This is a genomic window from Brevundimonas sp. BAL450, assembly GCF_015767455.1.
Lineage (GTDB): Bacteria > Pseudomonadota > Alphaproteobacteria > Caulobacterales > Caulobacteraceae > Brevundimonas > Brevundimonas abyssalis.
Genome location: NZ_JADWOW010000048.1, coordinates 67,732 through 83,537, shown reverse-complemented (window position 1 = coordinate 83,537; position 15,806 = coordinate 67,732). Strand labels below are relative to the sequence as shown.

Sequence of the window (15,806 nt, the reverse complement as noted above, 5' to 3'; positions counted from 1 at the left end):
GCCAATATAGGCGCCCCGCGCCTCCCGGCGAAGCGGCTCAGCCCCTGCGGACCAGCAGAACGCCGCCGATCAGCATGGCCACCCCCGCCAGACGGCTCAGGGTGATGGGCTGCTTGGGCACGCCCATGAAGCCGAAATGGTCCAGGATCAGGCTCAGCATCATCTGCCCCGCCACCATCAGGACGATGGTGGTCGCCACGCCCAGCCGCGGCACCGCATAGGCCGAGGCGACCACGAACACCGCGCCATACAGCCCGCCGAGCCAGGCCGCCGGGGGCAGGGCCCGGGTGGCGGCCATGTCCGGCTTCGTCTGAAGAACCGCCGCCAGCGCCAGCAGGGCCACGGTCCCGATGGCGAACGAGATCAGGGCCGCGTTGACGGGCGAGGCGACGGCGGCGGACAGCCGGGCGTTGGTGGGGCCCTGCAGGGCGGTCAGGGCGCCGCCGACGATGACGGCCAGGATGGCGATGACGGTGGGGTTCATGGCCGGGCTTCTACCACAACGGATCGGACGGGGCGCCCGTGAAGATTTCATCCAGCCGCCGCTGCGTCGCCGCCGTCACGCCCTCGGGCAGGGCGTCGGGCGCGAACCACTCGGCGTTCGAGATCTCCCCATGGGAGGTCCGCGCGCCGACCGCGAAGGCGTCCACCGCGAACACCAGCACATGGTCATTGGGAAAGAACCGGTGGTTGGAATGCACCGACAGCAGGCGCGGCGGTCCTGACGCGATCAGCCCGGTCTCCTCGCGCAGTTCGCGCACCGCCGCGTCCTGCACCGTCTCGCCCCGGTCCACCCCGCCGCCCGGCAGCCACCAGCCCTCCAGATAGGTGTGCCGCACCAGCATGATCCGCCCCGCCTGATCCCGCGCCACCACCCGCACGCCCAGCGTCATCCCGCGCGTCAGCCGCGAGACGGCGAAGAACAGCGGCCGGGTGAAGGGCTCGATGTGAACTCGCCAGTTCATGGATCCGTGTCTGCCTTCAAACGCGCTGCTGAACCGATTGCTCAGCTTCGTGGCGTGAGGAATGCCGCCTCGGCAGCCCCTCGCGCAAGAGCGGACGGTTTTGATGGCGGGTCAGGGCTCAACGTGGCTGTTCGGGCGGCCGTTCACGGCATGGGGCGGGATAGTGCGATATTCTCTCGCTGCTGTTCCAGTTCACCTCTGGTCAGAGGCCAGGATTCCCCGTCAGACCGAGGTGTCGGTCGTCGCTTCGGCTCCCTCGACGGCGCCCTGGCGACGCGCCGCCTTGACCTGACGGGTCAACTCGGACAGCAGCCGCGCGCGCACCTCGTCGTCGCTGATCTCCTGCAGCACCTCGTTGAGAAGACCCAGGAAGCCTGCACGCCTGTTGTGCCAGTCCTGACGACCGGCGGCCCCCGGCGGCAAACGGGGTCGGGACGCAGCCTCGGCCTGAATCTCGCGGGCGCCGAGATCATAGGTCTGGTCAAGGATGGGCGTGATGATGCGGTCCGGCGGTATGGACGCCGCCTCGAGCCGACGCGCCAGACCTGCAAGACCATCGGGCTCGCCATGGTTGAGGAAAATCGCGCCCGTGGGCGTCCTGTCCAGAAGCCACTGGACCAGACCGGTCGCGTCCGCGTGACCCGAGTAGGTGTCGATGGAGCGAATATTCGCCCGCACCCGAACATCCTGCCCCTGAATTCGAACCAGGTTCTGACCCTCTACAAGCACTCGGCCCAGGGTGCCGACAGCCTGATATCCGGTCATCAGGACCGTGGTCTCCTTGCGCCAGAGAAGGCGTTTCAGGTGACGCCGGACCCGGCCGCCGTCGCACATCCCGCTGCCGGCGAGGATGACATGCCATCCACGCAGCCGGTCCAGGGTGTCGCTCTCATTGGGACGCAGAAGCTCATGGATCCGTTCGGCGTGCTGTAGCGGCAGATAAGGGTTGGACTGGCTGTCGGAGTTCCACCCGCGCTTCAGGAAAACATCGGTGGCCTCGATGGCCAACGGGGAGTCGAGGAATATCTCACCCGCCAGATCGGGATGAGCGTCCATGATCGTGAGGAGATCCAGGAGCAGTTCCTGCGATCTGCCGATGGCGAAGACGGGCAGCAGGAGCGGACCGCCCGCCGCGCGGGCCCGCCGCAGCTCCTCGGTGAGGATATCGCGCCGCCGTCCTGGCTCCAGCACAGGTCGTTCTCGATCCCCATAGGTGGACTCCAGCACCACATGCTGCGCGCCGGATGGACCGTCTGGCGTCGGCAGCAGGTACTGGCCCAGTGCGCCCACGTCTCCTGAGAACAGGACCCTGACCGGCGAGCCTCCGGATTTGAGACTGAGCTCCACGGAAGCCGCGCCGAGCAGGTGGCCCGCCGGCCAGAAGCCGGCCTCGACACCCGGCGCTGCGACCACGGTCTGGCGCATCTTCACCGTCTGGAACAGCCGCATGGTCGGAGCCACATCGGCGGGGCCATAGATCGGCGTGACCAGGGGCAGGCCGCGGCGCTCGTTGCGCCGGTTGAGATTGTCCACGTCCATGGCCTGCAGCTCCGCCGCGTCGGCGAGCATCACGGCGCAAAGGTCCCGCGTCGCGGCCGTGGCGAAAATCGGTCCGCGGAAGCCTCCGCGGACCAGTTTGGGCAGCAGTCCGGAATGGTCGATGTGGGCGTGGGTCAGAACGACGGCGTCAATCTTCGCCGGATCGAAGGGAAACGGTTCGTAGTTGAGGGCCTTGAGCGTCTTGGGACCCTGGAACATGCCGCAGTCCACCAGCACCTGGGTCGGTCCGCAGGTGACTCGCGTACAGGAACCGGTGACACACTCGGCCGCGCCGAAGAACTGGAGAGCGGGGCCGCTCGATCCCTTCGACGGGGAAGGGGCGGGCGCGGTCAATGCATCAACAGCAGCGACGGGCCGTCCTTCGCCTTCATGAAGCTGCGGGTCGCCCCGCCGAACAGATACTCGGCCAGCTGCGGCCGCCCGAAGGCGCCGGCGATCAGCAGGTCCACGTCATTGGCCCTGGCCGTCCTGATCAGCGCTTCGCCTTCTGGCGATCCTTCGGCAGAGACGCATCGGCCCTCGCCTAGATCATGGGCGCGCAGATAGGCGTTCAGCGTTTCCGGGTTTGCATCTGTGTCCAGCCGCCGGCCCTCCGGCGCCTGAAGAATAAGCAGCGCCTTCGACGCGCCGATCAGGGGCAGGGCCTGACGCACGGCCCGTCCTGCGTGAGCACTCCCATCCCAGGCGATGGCCGCGACGCCGGACAGGCTCTCGGGATCGCCGCGCGCGATCAGCAGCGGAGCGCGCTCGGCGAACAGGATCTGCCCGATGAGATGGCGGTCCGACCCTGTCAGCAGCCCTTGCGCCACCACCACCAGATCAGCCAGGGCCAGATGGCGGGCCACAGCGAAGGTGGGCGGCCGGTCATAGTCGGCCAGGACCAGACGTGGCTCCCCGCCGCCGGGCCCGAAGGTGAGACCGGTCTCCTCGCACACGTCCCGGCAGACCTGTTCGATCTCGGCCTGGGTCGTTTTCATGGCTTCTGACAGCGCTTCAAAGACTTCTTGCGGATAGGCGCCCCCGGCGGAGATCCCGAAGGCCGCCACACTCGCGGCGGCATCCGGATAGGCGGGAACCACCGTGACCCTGGCTCCATGCTCCAGCGCCAGCCAGGCGGAGAACGCCAGCGTTTGGCGGTCGAAGGGCTCCCCTACGGCCAGGGCGACAATGTGCTTGTAGCTCATGGGCTGATCCTCAAGGCCGGCTCGCCCCGCGTCCGTTCAGGCGACCGCGATGCGGTCCGATGGCGGGACCGGGCAAAGGATGCCATGTCGGCGTGGCGCGGACATTGATCCAGATCACGGCGGGGCGGGGGCCGCAGGAGCATGGATGCGGCCCCGAACAGGAGGCTGACATGCCGAAGACCTCTATCCAGAAGCTGAACAAGACCATCCAGGACCTGGTCGCTGAGGTTGCCGACAATCTCAGAGACGCGACCGACAAGACCGGTGAAGAAGCGCAGGAAGCCCTGCAAAACGCCTCGGCCGCCCTCAGCCGGGCGGCGCACCATCTGGCCGAGCAGGCTCGTGAGACCGGCGCCGGCTTGGCGCAACGCACCAGGGAGGAAGTTCAGGAGCATCCTTGGGCGACCGCCGCCCTGATCGCTTCGGCGGCGGCGCTGATCGGCCTGGTCGCCGCCCGGCGTCTGGGAATTCCGCCCGCCGCCGGCGAGTAGGATCTCCACCTTCATCGCCCACGCGATATCCGTCCATGAAAACCGTCGGCGCCGGCTGGCGGCGCTGGAACGACCTTCGACATCAGTCTGAATGTGAGGCGCTGGGCGGCCGGGTGAAGGCTTGATGTGACGGCGCCAGGTGGTCATGGTCGCCTCACAGGCCATCGGCGGCGCTTGAACCATCGCCCGCCGCCCTATATGCGGTGCGCAAGTTTTCAGGAGCTTTTCCATGGTCGTCGTCGCCGCCATTCTGGGTCTCGCCATCGTCCTCGCCGCCTTCAACTGGTTCGAGTTCGGCCGGATTGACTGACACGGGCGCCCCACGCGGCGCGGCGCTGGTCACCGGCGCTGCACGCCGCATCGGCCGGGCCATCGCGCTTGAGCTGGCGCGGGCCGGGTTCGACGTCGCGGTCCACCACAACAACTCCGAGGCGGACGCCGCCGACACGGTGCGCGAGATCGAATCGCTGGGCCGTCGCGCGGTCGCGCTTCAGGCCGATCTGACCGACGAGGCCGCCGCGCGCCGCCTGATCCCCGACGCCGCCGCCGCGCTCGGGCCCCTGACCGTGCTGGTCAACAACGCCTCGGTGTTCGAGGACGACCGGGTGGGCGGGCTGAGCCGCGACAGCTGGGACCGGCACATCGAGACCAATCTGCGCGCGCCCATCGTGCTGGCGGAGGAATTCGCCGCCCAGGCGCCGGACGGGGCGTGCATCGTCAACCTGCTGGACCAGCGGGTGCGAAAGCCGGACCCGCGCTTCTTCTCCTACAGCCTGTCGCGCGCCGGCCTGTGGTGGGCGACCCGCACCCTGGCCCAGGCCCTGGCCCCGCGCATTCGCGTCAACGGCGTCGGTCCCGGCCCGACCCTGCCGTCCATCCACCAGACGCCCGGGGAATTCGCGGCGGAGGCGGAGAACACCTTGCTTCAGCGCGCCGGCGACCCGGCCGAGGTGGCGCGGGCGGTGCTCTATCTCGTTGACGCGTCCCTGGTCACGGGCCAGATGATCGCCGTGGACGGCGGCCAGCACCTGGCCTGGCTGACCCCCGACATCGTGGAGTAGCCGACTTGTCCCTGGCCCCCAGCCCTTTGCCCTTCCAGGCGCCCGAACCGCGGCGCGAGGCCCTGACCGTGTTCGTGCGCGGGCTCGAGGTTCAGGCCGGCATCGGCGTCCACGACCACGAGCAGGGCCGCCTGCAGACCCTGATGATCGATGTGTCGCTCGAACTGGGCGCCGGCGACGTGGACGGTCTGTCGGATACGGTGAACTACGAAACCGTGGCCGAGGCCGCGCGCGCGATCGTCGCGTCGGGCCATGTGGGTCTGGTCGAGACCTTCGCGGACCGGCTGGCGCTGGCCTGCCTGGACAATCCCCGGGTTCTGGCCGCGCGGGTGCGGGTTGAAAAGCCCGGCGCCCTGGCCGGGACCATCGCCCCGGGATGCGAAGTGGTCTGGCGGCGTTAGGCCCGGCCGAACCGGCTCAAGCCGGTTGTCATGGGCGGCCGACGCCGCCATTGTCTGGACAAGCGCGCAAAGGCGCATCGAGGAGCGACATGGCCGAACCGGGCGAGCCCAGGACCCCTGAGGACGATTTCGACGATCAGGTCGGCTTCTGCTCGCCCCAATCCGTGGCCGGGCGCCCGGTGGAGCCCGAGCCCGCTCCCGAGCCCGTCGCCCATCCCGCGCCGGAGCCGGAGCCGGAGCCCCGGATGGAGGACGCCGTGCGCGAACCCGAACCGCCGACACCCGAGCCTGAACCTGAGCCCGCGCCGGTGTTCGTCTCGCGCGCCGAGCGTCGCCGGGCGCTGGACGAGGAGCCGAAGGACCGGCTCACCTGGGCCCTGACCATCTACGCCCTGATCCTTTTCGCGGTGCCGACCCTGGGCTTTTCCGCCGTCCTGGGCCTGCTGGCGGTGACGGGGCGCACGGTGAACGCCTCACCGTTCCTGCTCAGCCACTATGTCTATCAGCAGCGCACCCTGTGGACCGCCGCCATCGCCGCGCTGGTGGGGCTGATCCTGATCGTGGTGAACCTGGGCATCTTCGTCCTGTTCCTGCTGGCGGTGTGGACCATCGCGCGCGGCGCGGCGGGCATCTGGCGCCTGAAGAACGCCCAGCCCATATCCAATCCCCGGACATGGTTTTTCTAGGAGACATCTGATGGCCGACGCCGCCCCCGAGCCCCGCTACGGCTCATCCGATCCCGAGGAAGGCCGCGCCGCCGCAGGCGTCGTGTGGCTGCTGTATCTGCTGGCCATTCCCAGCGCCAATCTGCTGGCGGTGGTCGGGGTCGTGGTGGCCTACGCCATGCGCGGCAACGCCACGGGCTGGGTCCGCGCCCATTTTGACGATCAGATCCGCCTGTTCTGGTCGGTCATCGTCTGGTTCATCCTGCTGGGCATCGTGATGTTCGTGTCGGCGGTGCTGTCGGTGATCCTGATCGGGATACCGTTCCTGATCGCTGCGGGCATCGCGATGCTGGTGCTGTTCATCTGGTTCACGGTGAAGAGCGTCCTGGGCCTGATCGGCGTGGTCCAGGGCCGCACGCCTTAAGGCTACGGAGCCCCGGCGCGGCCGGCCATCTCGGCCATCTCCAGCATGTTGAAGCGAATGCCGCCGGGGGCCTCAAGGTCTCCCGGCGCCATGCCCTCTGGACAGGCGCCCTGGTGCTCACCCTCGACCACCTGGGCCACGGTGCGGTTCATGTGCGGCACGGCCGCGCCCGTGGTGGTGGAGGTCATCTCGGTGCGATAGGCGCTGTTCAGGTCGCCGGTGGTGACGCCCTCGCTGACCACGCGCCCGCCCGATCCCATGTCGCAGACCGATCGGACGGTCCAGCCCCCGCCGGGCCGCGGCGTCACCGTGGATTCCTCGCAGGCGCCGCCCGACATCTGGCTGCCCAGCACGCCCATGCGCGCCTGCACCTCGGCGTCCACGCACATGCGCATGGCCGACCGCATGCCGTCGGTCTCGCTGGCCACAACCCAGAGTCCGTCCCGCAGAACCGGCTGCGCCTGGGGCGCGGCTTCGGCTGTTTCGGGCGCATCGGCGGGCTCGCCGCCCGCGGGTTCGGATACGGCAGGATCCTCGCGTCCGCAGGCCGACAGCCCCAGAACGGCGACGCCCACAACGACGCCCAGCTTCACCTTCATGCCCATGACCGGCCCCTCCACACATGATCGTCAGATGTGGTGGGGAACGTCATCGCCCCGCCACGATTGATCCACTATAGCCTGACCGAGGAGCCGCCCATGACTGATTTTCGAGATGTGCCCGCCGAGAACCGCTTCGAGCAGGGGTTCACGGACGCCGAGGGCGAACTGCGCCGCGTCTGGGCCGACTACGCCAGACAGGGTGACCGGCGGGTCATTTTGCACGTGGAGGCCGAGCCGGAATTGCGCGGCTCCGGGGCGGCGGGAGACTTCATGACGCGCCTGGCCGATCACGCCCGCACCCATGACCTCAAGCTGATCCCGCGCTGCGCCTACGCCGTCGCCTGGTTCCGCCGCCATCCGGACGCGGCGGACGTGGTCAGCGATCTCTGAGCCTTGACCCCGACCCGCTCCCGGCGCTCTGCTGAGCGCAGGGAGGATGGGGCATGATCGAACAGGTGATAGACGCGCTGGGCGGCATGACGACGGCCGTCCAGGGATGGGGGGAGCCTTTCGCCGTCTGGATCGTGCCCGCCTTGCTGGGGCTGGGCCTCGCCGCGTCGACGGGCCTGCGCACTTTCCTGCCGTTGCTGATGCTGGCGCTTGCGGCGCGGTTCGGTTGGTTCGGAATCCAGCTGAACGAGCAGATGCAGTGGTTGCATTCCGACGCCGCCGTGGCGGCGCTGGGGGTGGCGGCGGTGGCGGAGTTCACGGCCGACAAGGTTCCGGTCGTGGACAACGCGCTCAGCGGCGTCGGACTCATTGTGCGGCCCCTCGCGGCGGCGCTGGCCGCCGGGTCGCTGTTCGTCGGCGTGGATCCGCTGCTGGCGGCGGTGGCGGGAATCATCGTCGGGGCGCCGACGGCCCTGGCCTTCAACGCGGCGCAGGGCGGCCTGAGGTTGGCGTCGACCGCCACCACGGGCGGTCTGGGCAATCCGGTGCTGTCGTTGTTCGAGGACGTGCTGGCTTTCTTCACAGCCCTGCTGGCCCTGCTGGCGCCGGTGCTGGTCCCGGTGTTCCTCGTCGTCCTCGCCCTGATCGTGGGACGCGTGGCGCGTCGCGCGCGCCGGAGGCTTGAGCGTCAGTCCGTCTGAACCCAGCCGCCGGCCGATGCCTCGCGCGCCTGTTCATTGACGGGGCGGGCGATCAGGCCCGACTGGGTGATCCAGACCTCGTACTGGGCCCCGTCGGCCATGGGCATGTAGGCGGCTGAGCCATACAGCGTGTCCACGGCGTCCACATAGTCCCGGTAACGCCGCGACACGTCCCAGACATCCAGGGTCCAGCGCCGCTCGGACGCCACGTCGCCGCCGCGCAGGTCGTGCACGCTGCGCACGGCCGTCAGTTCCTGCTGGGTGTCCTGATAGCGGCCAGACAGACGGTCCAGCCGGTATTGCGCGTCCAGGCCCAGAATGTTGGCCCAGGGCTTCCAGCGCAGGACATGGGCCTCGATGCGCCATTCGTCGCCGTGAACCGGATAGACCGCCGTCGAGGCCGGGGTCGCATCCGTTTCAGGCTGGGTCAGGGTCGCTTCGAAGAACTGCGTCTCGATCTGGCTGAGTGTAATGGTGGCGACCGGTCGTTCGTGGGTCAGGCGTGCGTAGCTCTGGACATTGAGGCCCAGAAGGATGGCGGCGACCCCGGCGGCGAGGATCCCGCCGCCGAAAAGCACGCCGCTGAACGCCCCCAGGAACCGGCCCCGAAACAGGGCCCCCAGCCCCGAAAGCAACAACAGCGCGCCGGCCAAGGCAGCCGCGCCGGGAAGAATCCACCACCACCAGACCATTGCACACGCTCCCCCAAAGCTTTGCCACGTTAACCAAGGAAAGGACGCGCGTCACCCTCTGGTTCCGAGGCGGGGTGGACAGGGAGCGCGGGGCCGCTAAACCATGCGTCCCATGGCGCCAGATTTCCGTTCGACAATTCAGGGCCTTCGGCTGTTCCTGAGGACCCCGACCATCAGCCGGACCATCGTGGGCCTGCTGAGCCTGGCGATCCTGCTGCTGCTGGTCATCAACATCGCCACCTTCGTGATGGTGCAGCGCATCTCCGACCATACCGAGGCGTCGGAGCGCAGCCAGCAGATGCAACTGGCCGCCCGGGAATTCATGCTGCTGATGGTGGACGCCGAAACGGGGCAACGCGGCTTTCTGCTGACGGGGCGCGCCGACTATCTGGCCATTCACGACGCGGCGCAGCACCAGCTCCCCGCGGCCGGAGATCGCCTGTCCCGGCTGGCCGAGACGCCCGACGAGACCCTTCGCATCGACACCCTGCGGGAGCTCAAGCGCCAGAGGCTCGAGGTCATGCAGCAGACCATCGTCCTGGCCAGGCAGGGCCGGATCGGCGAGGCGGTTCAGATTCTGCGTGGCGGCGAGGGCAAGGCCCTCATGGACGAGATGCGGGAGCAGGTGGCCGCTCTTGATGCGATCGAGGAAGCGCGTGTCGCCCAACGCGTCCGCGCCGCCCGCAACGCCACCTGGGCGGCGATCGGCGTGAACGGCGTGTCGGCCGTCCTCATCATCGCCCTGGCCATCATCAGCCTGATGTTGATCCGCCGCTATGTGGCCGAGGTCCAGTCCGCCCGCGACAGCCTGGATGCGCTCAACAGGGGGCTGGAGGCCACGGTGGCCGACCGCACCGCTGATCTGACCCGCGCCAACGAGGAGATCCAGCGCTTCGCCTATATCGTCAGCCACGACCTGCGCGCGCCGCTCGTCAACGTCATGGGCTACACCTCCGAGCTGGAGCAGGCGGGCAAGGCCCTGTCCGCCCACATGGAGCGCACACGCTCGGATGATCCCGATCCCATCGAGCAGGACGCGGTTCAGGCCGTGACCGAGGATGTGCCCGAGGCCATCGGCTTCATCCGCGCCTCCACCGCCAAAATGGACCGCCTGATCAACGCCATCCTCAAACTGTCCCGGGAAGGACGCCGCGGGCTTGTCTCCGAGCCCTTGGACATGACCGCCATGGCCCGGCAGATCGCCGACAGCGTGCGCCACCAGACCGAGGAGGCGGACGCCGAAATCGTCGTCCACGACCTGCCAGTGGTGGAGAGCGACCGCCTGTCCATGGAGCAGATCTTCGGCAACCTGATCGACAACGCGGTCAAGTATCTGGACACCGGACGCCCGGGCCGCATTGAGATCCGCGGGCGGGACCTGCTGGGCGGATGGGTCGAATACGAGATCGTGGACAACGGGCGGGGCATCTCTGACCGGGACCACGAACGCATCTTCGAACTGTTCCGTCGATCCGGCCGTCAGGACCGGACGGGCGAAGGGCTGGGGCTGGCCTTTGTGCGCAACAGCGCGCGGCGCCTGGGCGGAACCATCGACATTGAGTCAGAGCTTGGAAAAGGCTCGACATTCCGTTTGAAATTTCCGAAACGTCTGATCGCAGGGGCGGGAGACACAGTATGAGTACAGCCGTAACCATCGTCATGGTCGAGGACGACCATGGCCACGCCAAGTTGATCGAAAAGAACATCCGCCGCGCCAACATCTCTAACGAGATCAAGCATTTCGACGACGGGTCTTCAGCCCTCGATTATCTGTTCAGCGAAGAGGTGAAGGCCAATGGCCCCATGCTGGTGCTGCTGGACCTCAACCTGCCCGATATGCAGGGCACGGACATTCTGGCGAAGATCAAGGCGGACGAACGCCTGAAGCGCGCGCCTGTGGTGGTTCTGACCACCACCGACGACAAGGTCGAGATCCAGCGTTGCTACGACCTGGGCTGCAATGTCTACATCACCAAGCCGGTGGACTATGAAGCCTTTGCCGGAGCGATCCGCCAACTGGGCCTGTTCCTGTCGGTGATGCAGGCGCCGGACATCTGATGAGCGCGGCCGGGAACGGAGTTCGGCTGCTCTATATCGACGACGACCGGGGGCTGTCCCGGCTGGTCGAGAAGGAATTGACCCGACACGGCTATGTCGTCACCTGCGCGCTCGACGGGGACGCGGGGCTGGAGCAACTGCGCGAAGGCGCCTTCGACGTCATCGCCCTGGATCACTACATGCCCACGCGCGACGGGCTGGACGTTCTCCCGGACATCCTGGCGGTGCCCGCTGCGCCGCCTGTTGTCTATGTGACCGGGGCCCAGGACGGACGCATCGCCGTGGCGGCCCTGCGCACCGGCGCGGCCGATTACGTCATCAAGGACGTGTCCGAGGACTTCACCGCGCTGCTGCGCGCCGCCCTTGAGGACGCTCTCGAGCGCCGCCGCCTCAGCCGGGCCAACGAGGAGGCCCAGGAAGAGGTTCGTCTGGCCCGCGACCGGGCCGAGGCCATGCTTCGTGAGGTCAATCACCGCGTCGGCAACAGCCTGCAACTGGTCTCCAGCTTCATCTCCCTGCAACTGCGCCAGATGAAGAACGACGCGGGGCGTCTGGCCCTGCAGGACGCCCAGGTGCGCATCGAGGCGGTGGCCCAGGTCCACCGGCGGCTCTACACCTCGGCCGACATGGCCAGCGTGGCGCTGGATGAATACCTGGAAGGGCTGGTGGACGAACTGGTCCAGTCCCTGTGCCCGGAAGAGGGCGCGCCATGCATCACCCTGAAAGCCGAGCCCCTGCGGGTGGACACGGACCAGGCCGTGTCGCTTGGCGTGGTGGTGACGGAACTGGTCACCAACGCGGTCAAATACGCCTACCTGCCCGGAAATGGCGGCGACATCCGCGTCCTGCTGGAACGCCAGGATGAGACGCGCGCCGTGCTGACGGTGGAGGACGACGGCCCCGGCATGGGCGACGGCAAGCCCAAAGGCACGGGCCTCGGCGGCAAGATCATCTCGGCCATGGCCCATGGCCTGAAGTCTCAGCTCGAGATCGATCCGGAACACACCGGCGTGCGGGCGCGTATGGTCTTTGACCTGTAAGGCGCGCGATGAACCTGCAATTCGGCCAGCCGGAACCCGGCCATAACTATGAAGACCGTCCGACGGCCTTCGGCCTCGTCCTTCGCGACGGCTTGATCGCCTGCGTGCGCGTCGATCGCGGGGAGGGGAGCTATTACGACCTGCCCGGCGGCGCCATCGACGGGGATGAAACCGAAGAAGACGCCCTGGTCCGCGAGTTCGTGGAGGAGACCGGCCTGACCGTGCGGGCGGGTGATCGTCTGGGCGAGGCGGGTCAGTATTTCCTGAAATCGGATGGCCGGGCCGTGAACAATCTGGCCGGCTTCTGGACCGCCGAGGTTGAGCGGGAGGATCCCGACGCGAAGGTCGAGGATGATCACGAATTGCATTGGCTGGACCCGCACCGGGCGCTGGCCGAGCTCCGCCACGACGCCCACGCCTGGGCCGTCGCCATATGGTTGCGTCGGCGCTGATCCCAAAAGCGTGACGGAACAATCGGATGGCCCGCCTGTTTCCTTATTGAAGCGCCGCCGCAAACGGCTGGCGTCAACCGAAGGGATACACCATGGCTGATCATGATCGTGTTGAAGGCTCCGCCAAGCAGGCTGAAGGCAAGATGAAAGAGGGCGTCGGCAAAATGACCGGCGACCAGAAGCTGGAAGCCGAGGGCAAGGCCAAGCATGCCGAGGGCAAGGTTCAGAACGCCGTCGGCGGCATGAAGGACAGCCTGAAGGACTGAGTGTTCTCCAGGAACGTGGATGGGCCCGCCGAAAGGCGGGCCTTTTCAATTTCAGTCGCCATTGAGAAGGCGGTTCAGAGCCTCGGCGCAGGGCCGTCCTGCTCGCCGCAGCGGATGGACCAGGAGGCGGTGTCCCCGTCCTGGCTGCGCTGGGAGGACTGCCGGCAGTTTCGCAGGCGGTCGGCCGGGTTCGTGGCGGGCGCCTGAACCCACTCGCGTTCCTCCGCTTCCGTCCAGTCGGTGGTGCGGTTCATGGCGCCGCCCCGGGCCAGCGATTCCTGAATGACGGCTTCGGTGACCCGCTCCCGGCATGCGGCCTCGGATTCATCCGGACCCCGGGCGTCTTCGGCGCAGGCGATCTCGAAACGCTGGGCGAGGGAAAGCCGGGGGCGCTCCGCATCCAGGTCAAAACCCCGGTCATCAATCTCGTCTGCGGCCGCGGACCGCCGCTCCCTTTCCGCCTCCACCGCCGCACGCAGATGGCCGTATCGCGCGCCGACCTCCGGCCGGCCGGGCGGCTCCTGGCCCGCCAGCGCCGCCGCGATCATCAAAGCCCCCGATATCCACATGGCCGCCTCCGGGATTTCCGGCAGACTGTCCCGAAATCCGCCGTCGGGCGACTGACAGCCCCTGACGTCAGCGCGCCAAGGTCCGCATGGCCCGCTCCAGCCCATCCAGGGTCAGCGGGAACATGCGCTCCTCCATGACCTCGCGGATCAGGCCGACCGACGGCGTATAGCCCCAGAACCGCTCGGGCACGGGGTTCAGCCAGACCGACTTCTCCCACTGCTCTCGCGCCCGCTTCAGCCAGACCGCGCCGGCTTCCTCATTCCAGTGCTCCACCGACCCGCCGGGGACGGTGACCTCATAGGGGCTCATGGTGGCGTCGCCCACGAACACCGCGCGCCAGTCGCCCGGATACTTGTTCAGCAGGTCCCAGGTGGCCGTCTGTTCCGACTGCCGCCGCCGGTTGTCCTTCCAGACACCTTCGTAAAGGCAGTTGTGGAAGTAGAAGAACTCCAGGTTCCGGAACTCGGTCTTCGCGGCCGAGAACAGCTCCTCGCACAGCTTCACGTGCGCATCCATCGAGCCGCCCACGTCCAGGAACAGCAGCACCTTGATGGTGTTGCGCCGCTCGGGCCGCATGTGGATGTCCAGCCACCCCTGGCGCGCCGTGCCATCGATGGTGGCGTCCATGTCCAGCTCGTCCGGCGCGCCCTCGCGGGCGAAGCGGCGCAGGCGGCGCAGGGCGACCTTGATGTTGCGGGTGCCCAGCTCGACCGTGTCGTCCAGGTTTTTGTACTCGCGTTTCTCCCAGACCTTCACCGCCCGCCCCTGGCGGCCCTCGCCGCCGATGCGCACGCCTTCGGGATTGTAGCCGCCGTGGCCGAAGGGGCTGGTCCCGCCCGTGCCGATCCAGCGGTTGCCGCCCTCATGCCTTTCGGTCTGCTCCTCAAGCCGCTGCTTCAGCGTCTCCATCAGCTTGTCGAAGCCGCCGAGAGCCTCGATCTGCGCCTTCTCCTCGTCGGTCAGGTATTTCTCGTTCAGCAGCTTGAGCCAGTCCGCCGGGACATCGGCGGTGATCGCTTCGCCCGCGCCGACGGTCTCCACGCCCTTGAACACCTTGCCGAACACCTGGTCGAAGCGGTCGTAGTGCTTCTCGTCCTTCACCAGCACCGCCCGCGACAGGTGGTAGAAGTCCTCCACCTTCCCGTCGGCCACGCCCGCGTCCATGGCCTGCATCAGATGCAGCCATTCCTTCAGGGACACGGGCACCCGCGCCTCGCGCAGGGCGGTGAAGAAGGGCAGCAGCATCAGGCCGCCTTCGCCGCGTAGGCGTCCACCTCGGCGATGTGGCGGGCCTTGTCCTCATCGGGCAGGAACGAGCCCTCGAAGCTGTTCTTCGCGATCTGCACCAACTGCTCGCGGGTGACGCCCGCATGCTCGGCCATGGCCTCATAGTTCCTGTTCACATAGCCGCCGAAATAGGCCGGATCGTCCGAGTTCAGGGTCACGTGCAGACCCTGTTTCAGCATCTCGGGCACGGGGTGCTTGGTCAGGTCGTCGATGACGCACAGCTTGTGGTTCGACAGGGGGCAGACCGTCAGGGTCATGCCTTCGGCCGCCAAGCGACGGATCAGGGTCGGGTCCTCCAGCGACCGGTTGCCGTGGTCCATGCGATCGATCTTGAGCAGGTCCAGCGCTTCCCAGACGTATTCCGGCGGGCCTTCCTCGCCCGCGTGGGCGACGCGCTTGAGGCCCAGCGCCCCGGCGGCGGTGAACACCCGCTCGAACTTGGACGGTGGATGGCCCACCTCGGACGAATCGAGCCCCACGCCCTCGATCCGGTCCAGCCAGGGCTCGGCCGCTTTCAGGGTGGCGAAGGCCGCGTTCTCGTCCAGATGGCGCAAGAAGCACAGGATCAGCTTCGAGGTGACGCCCAGCTCCCGCTCCGCCTCATCCATGCCCGCCAGCAGCCCGTCGGCGACGACCTGGAAGGGGATGCCGCGGTCGGTGTGGGTCTGGGGGTCGAAGAAGATCTCCGCGTGCCGCACGCTGTCGGCCGCCGCGCGCCGGAAATAGGCCAGCGCCATCTCGCGGAAGTCATCCTCGGTCCGCAGGACGTCGGCCCCGGCGTAGTAGATGTCGAGGAAGTCCTGCAGGTTCGAGAAATCGTAGGCCGCCTTGATCTCCTCCACCGAGGCGAACGGCAGCGCCACCCGGTTGCGCCGGGCGAATTCGAACATCTGCTCCGGCTCCAGACTTCCCTCGATGTGCAGGTGCAGTTCGGCCTTGGGCAGGCCGGCGATGAAGGGCGTCAGCGACATGATCGATCCTCTGATGACGTCGCGGG

At 67.8% G+C, this 15,806-nt stretch carries 21 protein-coding genes; 12 read left to right on the top strand and 9 right to left on the bottom strand.

The genetic code is table 11. From position 1 onward, the window contains the following. Window positions 1–37: 37 nt before the first annotated feature. The 4 genes from IWC96_RS07800 to IWC96_RS07785 form a co-directional block, all read right to left on the bottom strand. Window positions 38–484: a DMT family transporter gene (locus IWC96_RS07800; protein ID WP_196838677.1), complete on the bottom strand. Its 447-nt coding sequence runs from the start codon at window positions 482–484 to the stop codon at window positions 38–40. Between the two features lie 10 nt (window positions 485–494). Then, window positions 495–965: an NUDIX domain-containing protein gene (locus IWC96_RS07795; protein ID WP_196838676.1), complete on the bottom strand. Its 471-nt coding sequence runs from the start codon at window positions 963–965 to the stop codon at window positions 495–497. Window positions 966–1,187: 222 nt separating this feature from the next. Next, window positions 1,188–2,723 (bottom strand): MBL fold metallo-hydrolase, encoded by a 1,536-nt coding sequence (locus IWC96_RS07790; protein WP_231378959.1) that lies wholly within the window; start codon window positions 2,721–2,723, stop codon window positions 1,188–1,190. Window positions 2,724–2,854: 131 nt separating this feature from the next. Next, a complete protein-coding gene (locus IWC96_RS07785) occupies window positions 2,855–3,709 on the bottom strand; it encodes a universal stress protein (protein ID WP_052516707.1) in 855 nt (284 codons plus the stop codon). 170 nt (window positions 3,710–3,879) lie between these two features. Between IWC96_RS07785 and IWC96_RS07780 the strand changes: the two genes are divergently transcribed. From IWC96_RS07780 to IWC96_RS07760, 5 genes are all read left to right on the top strand, one after another. Then, window positions 3,880–4,200 (top strand): DUF883 family protein, encoded by a 321-nt coding sequence (locus IWC96_RS07780; protein WP_021696296.1) that lies wholly within the window; start codon window positions 3,880–3,882, stop codon window positions 4,198–4,200. A gap of 302 nt (window positions 4,201–4,502) precedes the next feature. Further along, on the top strand, window positions 4,503–5,261 hold the full coding sequence (locus IWC96_RS07775; RefSeq protein ID WP_021696298.1) for an SDR family oxidoreductase: 759 nt from the start codon (window positions 4,503–4,505) through the stop codon (window positions 5,259–5,261). A gap of 5 nt (window positions 5,262–5,266) precedes the next feature. Beyond that, on the top strand, window positions 5,267–5,662 hold the full coding sequence (folB, locus tag IWC96_RS07770; protein WP_370541118.1) for a dihydroneopterin aldolase: 396 nt from the start codon (window positions 5,267–5,269) through the stop codon (window positions 5,660–5,662). An 89-nt stretch (window positions 5,663–5,751) separates the two neighbouring features. Then, window positions 5,752–6,348 carry a fibronectin type III domain protein gene (locus tag IWC96_RS07765; RefSeq protein ID WP_021696300.1) on the top strand — a complete coding sequence of 199 codons (597 nt, stop codon included), beginning with the start codon at window positions 5,752–5,754 and terminating at the stop codon, window positions 6,346–6,348. Window positions 6,349–6,358: 10 nt separating this feature from the next. Next, window positions 6,359–6,751 (top strand): hypothetical protein, encoded by a 393-nt coding sequence (locus tag IWC96_RS07760; RefSeq protein ID WP_021696301.1) that lies wholly within the window; start codon window positions 6,359–6,361, stop codon window positions 6,749–6,751. A gap of 2 nt (window positions 6,752–6,753) precedes the next feature. Here the strand turns inward: IWC96_RS07760 and IWC96_RS07755 are convergent, their stop codons facing one another. Then, on the bottom strand, window positions 6,754–7,356 hold the full coding sequence (locus tag IWC96_RS07755; protein WP_196838675.1) for a DUF3617 family protein: 603 nt from the start codon (window positions 7,354–7,356) through the stop codon (window positions 6,754–6,756). Between the two features lie 93 nt (window positions 7,357–7,449). On the opposite strand from IWC96_RS07755, the gene IWC96_RS07750 reads away from it, so the two are divergent. Both IWC96_RS07750 and IWC96_RS07745 read left to right on the top strand, forming a co-directional pair. After that, window positions 7,450–7,743: a GNAT family N-acetyltransferase gene (locus tag IWC96_RS07750; RefSeq protein WP_021696303.1), complete on the top strand. Its 294-nt coding sequence runs from the start codon at window positions 7,450–7,452 to the stop codon at window positions 7,741–7,743. Window positions 7,744–7,796: 53 nt separating this feature from the next. After that, window positions 7,797–8,444 carry a DUF4126 domain-containing protein gene (locus IWC96_RS07745; RefSeq protein WP_021696304.1) on the top strand — a complete coding sequence of 216 codons (648 nt, stop codon included), beginning with the start codon at window positions 7,797–7,799 and terminating at the stop codon, window positions 8,442–8,444. Here IWC96_RS07745 and IWC96_RS07740 read toward each other — a convergent pair. Beyond that, the gene (locus tag IWC96_RS07740; RefSeq protein ID WP_231378958.1) at window positions 8,432–9,097 is read right to left on the bottom strand and encodes a hypothetical protein; all 666 of its coding nucleotides are present in this window, start codon (window positions 9,095–9,097) and stop codon (window positions 8,432–8,434) included. The genes IWC96_RS07745 and IWC96_RS07740 overlap by 13 nt on opposite strands. A 151-nt stretch (window positions 9,098–9,248) precedes the next feature. On the opposite strand from IWC96_RS07740, the gene IWC96_RS07735 reads away from it, so the two are divergent. The 5 genes from IWC96_RS07735 (at window position 9,249) to IWC96_RS07715 (ending at window position 12,952) form a co-directional block, all read left to right on the top strand. Further along, window positions 9,249–10,775 carry a CHASE3 domain-containing protein gene (locus tag IWC96_RS07735; protein WP_148291408.1) on the top strand — a complete coding sequence of 509 codons (1,527 nt, stop codon included), beginning with the start codon at window positions 9,249–9,251 and terminating at the stop codon, window positions 10,773–10,775. Beyond that, entirely contained in the window at window positions 10,772–11,194 is a 423-nt protein-coding gene (locus IWC96_RS07730; RefSeq protein WP_021696307.1) for a response regulator, read from the top strand. Before IWC96_RS07735 ends, IWC96_RS07730 begins: the two co-directional genes overlap by 4 nt. After that, a complete protein-coding gene (locus tag IWC96_RS07725) occupies window positions 11,194–12,234 on the top strand; it encodes a sensor histidine kinase (protein WP_021696308.1) in 1,041 nt (346 codons plus the stop codon). Before IWC96_RS07730 ends, IWC96_RS07725 begins: the two co-directional genes overlap by 1 nt. Before the next feature lie 8 nt (window positions 12,235–12,242). After that, window positions 12,243–12,686 carry an NUDIX domain-containing protein gene (locus IWC96_RS07720; RefSeq protein ID WP_021696309.1) on the top strand — a complete coding sequence of 148 codons (444 nt, stop codon included), beginning with the start codon at window positions 12,243–12,245 and terminating at the stop codon, window positions 12,684–12,686. A gap of 92 nt (window positions 12,687–12,778) precedes the next feature. Beyond that, window positions 12,779–12,952, top strand: coding sequence for a CsbD family protein (locus IWC96_RS07715; protein ID WP_021696310.1), 174 nt, complete (start codon window positions 12,779–12,781; stop codon window positions 12,950–12,952). Between the two features lie 74 nt (window positions 12,953–13,026). Here IWC96_RS07715 and IWC96_RS07710 read toward each other — a convergent pair whose 3' ends face one another. The 3 genes from IWC96_RS07710 to IWC96_RS07700 all read right to left on the bottom strand — a co-directional run bounded on the left by IWC96_RS07710 (window position 13,027) and on the right by IWC96_RS07700 (window position 15,780). After that, the gene (locus IWC96_RS07710) at window positions 13,027–13,521 is read right to left on the bottom strand and encodes a hypothetical protein (protein ID WP_148291409.1); all 495 of its coding nucleotides are present in this window, start codon (window positions 13,519–13,521) and stop codon (window positions 13,027–13,029) included. 67 nt (window positions 13,522–13,588) lie between these two features. Then, a complete protein-coding gene (locus IWC96_RS07705; protein ID WP_021696312.1) occupies window positions 13,589–14,767 on the bottom strand; it encodes a VWA domain-containing protein in 1,179 nt (392 codons plus the stop codon). After that, complete coding sequence (locus IWC96_RS07700; protein ID WP_196838674.1) at window positions 14,767–15,780, bottom strand: adenosine deaminase; 1,014 nt, start codon at window positions 15,778–15,780, stop codon at window positions 14,767–14,769. Before IWC96_RS07700 ends, IWC96_RS07705 begins: the two co-directional genes overlap by 1 nt. Window positions 15,781–15,806: the final 26 nt, after the last annotated feature.

Bases quoted from the DNA above. Each gene is read 5' to 3' on its own strand.
- IWC96_RS07800 (WP_196838677.1), bottom strand. From the start codon at position 484: ATGAACCCCACCGTCATCGCCATCCTGGCCGTCATCGTCGGCGGCGCC.
- IWC96_RS07795 (WP_196838676.1), bottom strand. From the start codon at position 965: ATGAACTGGCGAGTTCACATCGAGCCCTTCACCCGGCCGCTGTTCTTC.
- IWC96_RS07790 (WP_231378959.1), bottom strand. From the start codon at position 2,723: ATGTTCCAGGGTCCCAAGACGCTCAAGGCCCTCAACTACGAACCGTTT.
- IWC96_RS07785 (WP_052516707.1), bottom strand. From the start codon at position 3,709: ATGAGCTACAAGCACATTGTCGCCCTGGCCGTAGGGGAGCCCTTCGAC.
- IWC96_RS07780 (WP_021696296.1), top strand. From the start codon at position 3,880: ATGCCGAAGACCTCTATCCAGAAGCTGAACAAGACCATCCAGGACCTG.
- IWC96_RS07765 (WP_021696300.1), top strand. From the start codon at position 5,752: ATGGCCGAACCGGGCGAGCCCAGGACCCCTGAGGACGATTTCGACGAT.
- IWC96_RS07760 (WP_021696301.1), top strand. From the start codon at position 6,359: ATGGCCGACGCCGCCCCCGAGCCCCGCTACGGCTCATCCGATCCCGAG.
- IWC96_RS07755 (WP_196838675.1), bottom strand. From the start codon at position 7,356: ATGGGCATGAAGGTGAAGCTGGGCGTCGTTGTGGGCGTCGCCGTTCTG.
- IWC96_RS07750 (WP_021696303.1), top strand. From the start codon at position 7,450: ATGACTGATTTTCGAGATGTGCCCGCCGAGAACCGCTTCGAGCAGGGG.
- IWC96_RS07745 (WP_021696304.1), top strand. From the start codon at position 7,797: ATGATCGAACAGGTGATAGACGCGCTGGGCGGCATGACGACGGCCGTC.
- IWC96_RS07735 (WP_148291408.1), top strand. From the start codon at position 9,249: ATGGCGCCAGATTTCCGTTCGACAATTCAGGGCCTTCGGCTGTTCCTG.
- IWC96_RS07730 (WP_021696307.1), top strand. From the start codon at position 10,772: ATGAGTACAGCCGTAACCATCGTCATGGTCGAGGACGACCATGGCCAC.
- IWC96_RS07725 (WP_021696308.1), top strand. From the start codon at position 11,194: ATGAGCGCGGCCGGGAACGGAGTTCGGCTGCTCTATATCGACGACGAC.
- IWC96_RS07720 (WP_021696309.1), top strand. From the start codon at position 12,243: ATGAACCTGCAATTCGGCCAGCCGGAACCCGGCCATAACTATGAAGAC.
- IWC96_RS07715 (WP_021696310.1), top strand. From the start codon at position 12,779: ATGGCTGATCATGATCGTGTTGAAGGCTCCGCCAAGCAGGCTGAAGGC.
- IWC96_RS07710 (WP_148291409.1), bottom strand. From the start codon at position 13,521: ATGTGGATATCGGGGGCTTTGATGATCGCGGCGGCGCTGGCGGGCCAG.
- IWC96_RS07705 (WP_021696312.1), bottom strand. From the start codon at position 14,767: ATGCTGCTGCCCTTCTTCACCGCCCTGCGCGAGGCGCGGGTGCCCGTG.
- IWC96_RS07700 (WP_196838674.1), bottom strand. From the start codon at position 15,780: ATGTCGCTGACGCCCTTCATCGCCGGCCTGCCCAAGGCCGAACTGCAC.